Source organism: Rhizobacter sp., from assembly GCF_046595475.1.
Classification (GTDB): domain Bacteria; phylum Pseudomonadota; class Gammaproteobacteria; order Burkholderiales; family Burkholderiaceae_C; genus Rhizobacter.
In genome coordinates this window covers 39,446-46,929 of sequence record NZ_JBKJOQ010000047.1, presented here as the reverse complement: position 1 = coordinate 46,929, position 7,484 = coordinate 39,446, and the positions used below count along the sequence as shown (strand labels likewise).

8 protein-coding genes are annotated in these 7,484 nt (G+C 61.8%); 4 read left to right on the top strand and 4 right to left on the bottom strand.

What is annotated here, in order from left to right:
* A partial coding sequence (locus tag AC30QB_RS09480) for a ferritin-like domain-containing protein (RefSeq protein ID WP_489545963.1) occupies positions 1 to 504 on the top strand: 504 nt, incomplete at its 5' end.
* Between the two features lie 79 nt (positions 505 to 583).
* Here the strand turns inward: AC30QB_RS09480 and AC30QB_RS09475 are convergent.
* From AC30QB_RS09475 to AC30QB_RS09465, 3 genes are read right to left on the bottom strand one after another with little or no spacing between them, the layout of a single operon-like run.
* Positions 584 to 946: a response regulator gene (locus AC30QB_RS09475; protein ID WP_489545962.1), complete on the bottom strand. Its 363-nt coding sequence runs from the start codon at positions 944 to 946 to the stop codon at positions 584 to 586.
* A complete protein-coding gene (locus AC30QB_RS09470; protein WP_489545961.1) occupies positions 943 to 2,070 on the bottom strand; it encodes a sugar ABC transporter substrate-binding protein in 1,128 nt (375 codons plus the stop codon). The genes AC30QB_RS09475 and AC30QB_RS09470 overlap by 4 nt, the downstream gene beginning before the upstream one ends.
* An 11-nt stretch (positions 2,071 to 2,081) precedes the next feature.
* Complete coding sequence (locus AC30QB_RS09465; protein WP_489545960.1) at positions 2,082 to 3,422, bottom strand: sensor histidine kinase; 1,341 nt, start codon at positions 3,420 to 3,422, stop codon at positions 2,082 to 2,084.
* A gap of 671 nt (positions 3,423 to 4,093) precedes the next feature.
* Here AC30QB_RS09465 and AC30QB_RS09460 point away from each other — a divergent pair.
* The 3 genes from AC30QB_RS09460 (at position 4,094) to AC30QB_RS09450 (ending at position 5,909) form a co-directional block, all read left to right on the top strand.
* Complete coding sequence (locus AC30QB_RS09460) at positions 4,094 to 4,696, top strand: tRNA-uridine aminocarboxypropyltransferase (protein ID WP_489545959.1); 603 nt, start codon at positions 4,094 to 4,096, stop codon at positions 4,694 to 4,696.
* 305 nt (positions 4,697 to 5,001) lie between these two features.
* Positions 5,002 to 5,343: a YciI family protein gene (locus AC30QB_RS09455; RefSeq protein ID WP_489545958.1), complete on the top strand. Its 342-nt coding sequence runs from the start codon at positions 5,002 to 5,004 to the stop codon at positions 5,341 to 5,343.
* Between the two features lie 47 nt (positions 5,344 to 5,390).
* Positions 5,391 to 5,909 carry an SRPBCC family protein gene (locus tag AC30QB_RS09450; protein WP_489545957.1) on the top strand — a complete coding sequence of 173 codons (519 nt, stop codon included), beginning with the start codon at positions 5,391 to 5,393 and terminating at the stop codon, positions 5,907 to 5,909.
* A gap of 50 nt (positions 5,910 to 5,959) precedes the next feature.
* On the opposite strand, the gene AC30QB_RS09445 is transcribed toward AC30QB_RS09450, so the two are convergent.
* Entirely contained in the window at positions 5,960 to 7,483 is a 1,524-nt protein-coding gene (locus AC30QB_RS09445; protein WP_489545956.1) for a hypothetical protein, read from the bottom strand.
* Position 7,484 lies beyond the last annotated feature (1 nt).

The window sequence follows — 7,484 nt, the reverse complement described above, 5'->3', positions numbered from 1 at the left end:
TTTGACGGCATGCCGCGTGACTATTATCTTGACTGGCTCTCGGTTGCGGCTGAAGAAGCGCATCACTTCAGCCTTTTGCGCGCCCACCTTCAGACCTTGGGGTATGACTACGGCGATTTTCCTGCGCATACCGGCCTGTGGGACATGACCGCCAAAACCGCTGATGACGTGCTCGCCCGTATGGCATTGGTTCCCCGCACCCTGGAGGCCCGCGGGCTGGACGCCACGCCGGCGATGCAGGCCAAGCTTCGCAAAGTCGGCAGCCCCGGCGCCCTGGGGGCCGTTGCGATTTTGGACATCATCCTGCGTGACGAGATCGGACACGTTGCGATTGGCAACCACTGGTACCGCTTTTTGTGCAGCAGTCGTGGACTCGACCCGCTTGCGACTTACGGCCAACTCGCGAAGCAGTACGAAGCCCCCGCTCTACGCGGCCCCTTCAACCTGGAAGCGCGGCGAGCGGCAGGTTTTGACGAAGCAGAACTCGCCCAACTGGGGAGTTGAGCGAGTGCCACGCTACTGACCCGCTATCCGCGCGGATGGTGCACCGAGCGCAGATCACGGGCTTGCGCGGTCAAGTCGCTCACTGCGCTAGCCGTTCGACCAGCGCCTCGAGTTCGTCGAGCTCGAAGGGCTTCATCAGCGGATGAGCGGTAGGGCCGAGCGAACCGGCGAGGTCCCTCAAATCCTGCCCGGAGCAGACGATCACTGGCAGCCTCGGGTTCTGCCGAAGAGCCTCGCGCGCCAGGTCAAGGCCCGAGCCGTCAGGCAAGTTGATGTCGGTCACGAGCAGGTTCACGTTCTGCTCGCGCAGCGCCTCGCGCGCGCCAGCGCAGTCAGCCACACACACGAGTCGGCGATCGGCAGTGGCAAGCAACTCGGCGAACGACTCGCGGACGAAGTCGTTGTCTTCGACGTAAAGGATGACGAAAGGGTTGGCGGTCACTTGGTTTCTGAGGACCAGGGGAAATTAATGTAGTTGTCGCGCGTATCGAAACAGATATTTCCGTACATCTTCAGATAAGACGCGCGCCGCGACAGATCGGCATATACCGCGCCGGGGTTGGCCGTATCGCGTTCATAGTCCGCGATGTTGCTGCTGGTGAGCGCCTTGGGCAGGATATCCATGGCCTGGGGAATGGATTTTCCGTCCAGCCAATCAGCGGCCTGCTGGCCCATCGCATAACCGAAGATGGATGAAGCAAGGCTGATGCTCGCCTTGTAGGGGCTGCCCCCTTTTTTGATTTCGACAACCGCTTCCTGCTCGCCGTCGATACCGCCCAGAAATTGCTCCGGCCGCGCCTTGCCCGCTTCGCGCAATGCCGTCAGCGCGCCCAGCACCACCGTGTCCGCGCCAAGCACCACATCGATATTCGGTTGCGCCAGCAGGATCGTCTTCATCGTGCGATAGCCGCCCTCCTTGTCGACCGTAGCAGGCGAAATGTCGGCCACGATCGTCACGCCCGGCAGTGTCCGCAGGGTATCGCGCATGGCGGTGAAACGCGGCGCCAGGAATTGCAGGCTGTCATGCGTCAGCAGCACAACCTTGGCCTTTCCGCCAAGCTGCGTGCGGATGTAATTTGCCGCCGCTTCCGCCAGAACTTTGCCGGTCAGGTATTGCGGCGCGTTCAGCACCGTCGTCGCCGGGGGCGCCACGACGGCACCCACATAGGCGCCCGCGCCGATGACCTTCTTCAGAGCCGGTGCCAACGACGGCGGATCGATCGGCGCCACCACGATCGCGCCCGTTTTGTCGGCCGCAATGCCGCCCACCTGTTTGATCATCAGCTCAGGATCATTGTTGGCAAAAGCAACGCCATAGCCGAGGCCTCGCGCCCGCGCTGCGGCTTCGAGCCCGCGTCCCACGCCTTGCATGAACTCGCGCTTGTTGTCCTGCACGAATACCAGCTTTTTCTGAAATCCAATGGGCGCCCTGCAAGAAGCCCGCGCCGCATCGTAGGGGGGCAACTTGACCGGCGTGGTAAGCCCATCGCCGCCAGCGGCAAACGAAGCGACGCTGACAAATGCAAGTGAGGCAAGCGAAGCAACCGCAGACAGTCGAAATTTCATCGCAGATCCCATTAAGCACTCGCCGTTGTCAGCACCAGCCGCGCCAGCGTACCCGGCGCGCGGTTGATATATTCCACGTGTGTCTGCAGCGCAGACGCCATCGTACGGATGATCTTGCTGCCCAGCCCCGTGCCCGCATGCGCGGCGTTCGGCGCAATCCCCACGCCATCATCCTCGACCGTCAGTTCGGCTTTGCCGTCGCCCAATCGCGTCAGCCGCACCCGCACCTCGCCGGGCTTGTCGTCGGGATAGGCATATTTGAAGGCGTTGGTGACCAGTTCCTGTACGGCCACGCCCAAGCTGACGCTGGCGTCAGTGCTAAGCGAAATCGGCTCCAGATAACATTTCAGGATGGCGGTATGACCGTCCTTCTTCATCACTGTTTCCAGATTGCTCAGCATGGCGCCCAGATAATCGTTCAGCGCCACGTTTGTCACATCGCCGGATGTATAAAGGCTTTTATGAATCAGCGAGATTGCATTGATCCGCGATTGCGTTTCAAGCAAGGCGCCCTTGGCCGCCGTATCGGTGACGGCACGCATTTGCATCCCCACCAGCACCGCCACCAGCTGCAGACTGTTGGCCACGCGGTGATTGACCTCGGTCAGCAGGACTTCTGCGCGTTCCCGCGCCATGGCCAGATCGGCCGTGCGTGTTTTCACACGTTCTTCCAGCGTCAGATTGATTGCCCGCACTTCGTCGCGTGCCAGTTTCAAATCCTGCCCGTTGCGGTAGACAGTAAAGGCCACCACAAACACCACCAGGATGATGACCACGGCGGCGCCCGCCGATATCCAGCGCAACAGTGACGCATTGCGTTGCTGTTCGGCGCTGCTCTGCGTGCTGTTCTCGTCGGCGATCAATATCGCCCCATAAAGAAAGACGTTGATTTCATCCATCAACGTCTTGCCGCGATTTCTCTGGAGCAATGCCATGGCATCGGCATCCCGGCCGGCACTTTTCAGCGCAATGCTGTTGTCCATCTCGGCGATCTTTTCGCCCACCGATTCCGACAACCTGGGCAACATGGCCCGGTTGGGGGCATCCGGCGCAATCATCCGGCCCAGATCGTCCAGCTCCTGCCGCGCCCGCGTCTTGGCCGTGTCGTAAGGGGCCAGATAAATCTGGTTTCCGGTCAGAAGAAATCCGCGCTGGCTCGACTCCGCGGTGCGCAAATGATCGCGCAGATCCACCGCGGCGACGCGGATCGTGCGCTGCAACGCCGATTGCTCAAACAGGCTGTTGCCGCGTTCCACCAGCCAGATGGTGGTGCCCACGATAACGATCAGCGCGAGAAAGCCAATCGTCAAGCCCGCGCCAATGCCTATCGCCAACCGGCTTCGTCCGAACATCAATCAACTTTCAAAGGACCAGGTGGACAAAAAAATGGAGCGCGCGCCTTCGCTCTGTGTTCCAAACTAAAAACCTGTCTGTCATTGGTTTGGAAATCAGTCAATCTTAAGGCTGACTTGCATGATGCCCGACCTTTTGGGAGGCCCCGCCTGAATAAGCGGAGGCAGCGCACGCTTACTTGGTCGCGAAGGATGCATCGCGCGACGGCACGAATGTCGATTCGGCATGCCCTTTAGCGCTCAGAAGGCTCGCCGATGAGCACGTTCTTAGGGTCGACCTTGATTCGGCTCGTGCGGCTTGTCTGTGGTCACGATGCTTCTTTCAGGTGCTGCGGCCGAGTGGAGTCCGCGAGGTGGTTTGCCGTCATGCTCGCGTCATCATCGATGCGTGTGACGTACCGTCGGGCCGACAACCACCCTATTGAGTCAGGCTCGCGCTCTCTTCTGATAGCAAGAGCCGCGCGGCGACCCGAGTGCGACTTGCCGGCAGCGTCTTATAAGCTGCCGTTCAGAGGTCCTGACGCCGAACGACACTTCCCTCGAGCTCTGGTCGTCTGATGAGACACCCACCGTGCTGGTGCCGTTGTCGTTAGACGCGTTCGGTCTTTACATCGGTGCTCAACACCGACGCGGGTGCGCGGGGCGCGCGACATGCGTGCGACCATTCCCGCATGAACGGCCCGTCTACTTTCTGCCGCGCGGCCTGCGCGCACTGCCTGCGCCCGCAGGCGACCTGCCTCTGTGCGCTGGCGCGGCCGACCGCCCACCGTACCGAGGTGCTGGTGCTGCAGCACCCGCAGGAACAACGCCAGGCGAAGAACACCGTGGCACTGCTGCGCCTGTCGTTGGCGAACTGCGAGGTCATCGTTGGCGAGCGCTTCGCGCCCGGCGCGCTGCTCGCACTGCTGCATCGCCCCGGGCGGGACACGCAGCTGCTATACCCGGATGTGCCGGCATTGCCCACGCCGTCGACCCCGGGGACGACGGCAACATCGCCCATGCGGCTGGTAGTTATCGACGCGACTTGGCGCAAGAGCCTGCGGATGCTGCTGGAACATCCGGCCTTGGCAGCGCTGCCGCGACTGTCGCTGGCCGCTCCGGCGCCAACAGGCTACCGTGCGATCCGCGCGGCGCGGCGGGCTGACCAGGTCTCGACACTGGAAGCGACCGTGCAAGCACTTGCAATGCTGGAAGGCCCTTCCTTCGAAGCCGCACCGCTGGTAGACGCCTTCGGCCGTTTTGTCACTGGCCTGGCGGCGCGGCGGCGGCCTTAGCCGCGCTCCGGCCAAGCGGGGCCTCCCGACTCCTCGGTGAAAGCTGTGCTGCCCGGCTCGGGCGCGCCTGGCTTGAGGGGCTAGGCGGTCGTGGTGCGCACCGACCCCGATGACTACACCTCGCAGCCCGCAGGCAACTCCGGGCGCCGCATGGCGTGCGGCGTGGTCGCAAGCTTGCAGGACAGCGATTCAAATTACTTTCGGATCTGTGTCGATACGGGAGCGCCTGAAACGTCGTGTGAGTGCGAGCCTGTCAACCTTAGGCTTCACCTCCATACCGAAACTCACCCCCGGGAGACCGAACAATGACCAAGTACCTCATCTCCTTCCCTGCACAGGCCATGAACGTCCCCGATGCCGATATGGCTGCCGTCGGCGAAGCGGCACGCGCGGTCATACGCAAGGCCAAGGGTGCCGGTGTCTATGTGTTCGGTGGTGGCATCAACGAAGACGTTGCACCGCTGATGGTCGCCGCTGACGGCACCGTCACCACCACAACCTATCCGCAAACCAAGGAGTTCAACGGCGGCTTCTGCGTCTTGGAACTCCCGTCTCGCGAAGCGGCGGTTCAGTGGGCCGCCAGCATCGCCAACGCCTGTCGCTGCTCGCAGGAACTCCGCGAGTTTGGGTACGACCCCGAGAGCTGACTTGGGCAGCAAAGGTGTCGAGGAATTAAAACGCAAGGAGAGAGACGATGGACGCAGGAAGAAGTAGTCAGGCAAGCTCCATGAAGAATCAAATGTCGATGGAGCGGAAGTCTGAGCGTGAGCTCGTCGTCACGCGAACCATCAACGCCCCGCCGCGCATCGTGTTCGAGGCGTGGACCACGGCCGAGCTGTTTCAACGCTGGTGGGTTCCGAAGTCGCTTGGGCTGACGCTGCTTTCCTGCGAGCTTGACGTTCGCGTGGGCGGCGCGTACCGCCTCGTGTTCCGCCACCCTGCCGCCCAAGAGCCGATGGCGTTTCACGGCAGGTACCTGGAAGTGACACCGCCCTCGCGTTTTGTCTGGACCAACGAAGAAGCGGGCGGCACCGGGCAGGTCACCACGGTCACGCTCGAGGAAAGCGCTGGGCAGACACTGCTCGTCGTGCACGACCTCTATCCCTCGAAGGAAGCGCTCGACCAAGACATCGGCTCGGGGAGCACGAGTTGGAACGATGAGACGTTCAACCAACTTGACGCGCTTCTCGGCTCAGCACCCGACATGGACTAAGCCCTAGACCGAGGCTTCACCGTAGTCGAACTACCCTCGCGTGGCCCACCCTACAAGCTGGGCACCGAGAACCGATACGTCACCCCCAAGCCCACGTAGCCCGACTTGAACTTGTCGTTGTCGACACCGATCGTCTGCCCAGCCATGCCGTGGATGGCCAGGCGGTCGCTCAGGCCGTAGTTCAAACCGAGCCCGGTTTGCACGATGGGGCCGTGCACATTGGTACCCACCAGCAACTGGCCGAAGTACTGAAAGCCATCGCCCTTGGCGTACTTGCTTTGCAGCCCGACACCGGCCGCAAGCTCACCGTACCCGGGGTAGCCCAGGTAGGCGTTGTATGCAACACCGGCCCGGATAGGAATGTAGAGGTGGTCATCGATGAGGTGGTCAACTTGCGCGGCAAGCATGTTGATGTTGTCGACCCCACCGCCTCTGACCCTCACCTTGAACTCGGTCTGTTGCGACAGGCTGAGCCGGTAGCCACGGTAGATGCCGTCAGCCGCATCGTTGCCACTTGCGCTCGTGCCGCCAGAGTGAAGGCGGTAGTTCAGTGCCAGGCCCAAGGTGTGGTTTTTCGACGAGCCGGTGGGTGCGACCAAATAGCCCGCAGACAGGGCCACACCGAAGTTTTTGTTGAGCAGGTATTCAGCAGATACCTTCGGATAGACGAGCAGCCCAGAGCCGGTGTCGATCTTCTCGGGGGCGTAGCCGCCTGAGCCGAGCCCGAGTTGGCCGTAGAGGTTGACGCTGGGTGACACCGGAACGCGGTACCCAACACCCCCGAGGATCTGGTTGTACAAGGGCAGGCCGTGGTAGCCCACCCCGAGGCTGAAATACCAGTAAGCACTCCTGGTCATGAAGTGCGAGAACTGCAGATCGACCACGTTGATGATGCCCTTGGCCGACCCCTGGGGGTTGACCTGCGAATAGTTGTCTAGCCCCACCGTCAGCGTGTTTTCACCGGAAGCTCCCTCCGTGTCGAAGCCCCCTGGCTGACCGCTCGACACAAATCTTTCGCCAGAGCTGGCATAAGGGCCAACGTTGTACGAGAACGGCACCTGCACGTAGACGTTGAGCTGCGAGCTGTTGATGGCCGAGTTGATGAACTTCACCTTCGACACGTTGGCGCCGACCGAAAAGTCTTTGAAGTCGTAGCCCAGCCCGACATAGCCCTTGAAGAAACCGCCCGTGCCGGAGAGCACCTTGCTTTGCTCAACGCTCTTGCCGCCACCGCCGCCACCCATAGACAGGCCGGCATTGGCAAAGACATCGCCGTATACCTTGCGCTGCGCGTGGGCAGTCACGTCGAAGGCCATGAAGCCGCCGTACTCGCCTTTGACCACTGGCGCATAGCCGCCAACGCCGAGATACAGCCAGTCGTTCATCTTGTTCAAGAAGTGGAAGCCCATCAGGTCGAGGGATGGGGCGTCGGGCACGCGGATGACTTGATAGTCCAGCATGACCATGGCTTCGCCTTTGGTGAGCGTGGCCGCTGCCGGCTGCGCCAGGCAGAGCTGGGCGGGCAGACAAGCGCCCATGGCAAGAGCCCACTTGAAAGTTGATTCGGTCCACATG